Source organism: Telluria sp. AZSoR62, assembly GCF_058111565.1.
In genome coordinates this window covers 1-543 of the sequence record NZ_JBYTST010000054.1, presented here as the reverse complement: position 1 = coordinate 543, position 543 = coordinate 1, and the positions used below count along the sequence as shown (strand labels likewise).

The 543-nt window shown below is 63.2% G+C and carries 1 pseudogene; it reads left to right on the top strand.

Features of this window, described 5'->3' with window-relative positions:
- Window positions 1-415, top strand: a pseudogene (locus AC3XQU_RS22815) (tyrosine-type recombinase/integrase); the annotation flags it as partial.
- Window positions 416-543: the final 128 nt, after the last annotated feature.

The window sequence follows — 543 nt, the reverse complement described above, 5'->3', positions numbered from 1 at the left end:
GCCGGTCCCGCTGTTCGGCAAGCTGGCTGGAAAGTCCAAGGACCAGATCAACCGCGAACTGAAAGCGGGCAAGTTGCTGTCCATCAGTTTGGGTAATCGGGGGCAGCGTGTTCCCGATTGGCAACTGGTGCCGCTCAAGCACAAGCTGGCCCAGGTGCTCATGAACCAGTGCCTGCACGCGGATTCGTGGGATCTGTACCGCATGCTGACCCAGCCGCACCCTGACCTGGGGGACCGCGCGGCCATTGATGCGGTCACGCCGACCAACGTGCCGGCGATCATCCGGGTCATCATGGGCGACTACCAGCACCATGCGGATATGCCCGAGGCCATTGCCCCTTACCCCATCCCCGAGGATGTGCGGCAAAGCGTTCGTCGGCTGGTGGATAGCGCAGTAGTTCTAGACGGAGCATAGGGCTCTCAAACCTTGCAGGGGCCTTGTGGCCCCTGCATTACGCTTGCACCGCCTCCACGAGTTCGCTCAGCGTGCGCGGTGCGGGAGCGAAGAACACGGCGCCGGTGTGCGCCGTCGAGAAATCGAGC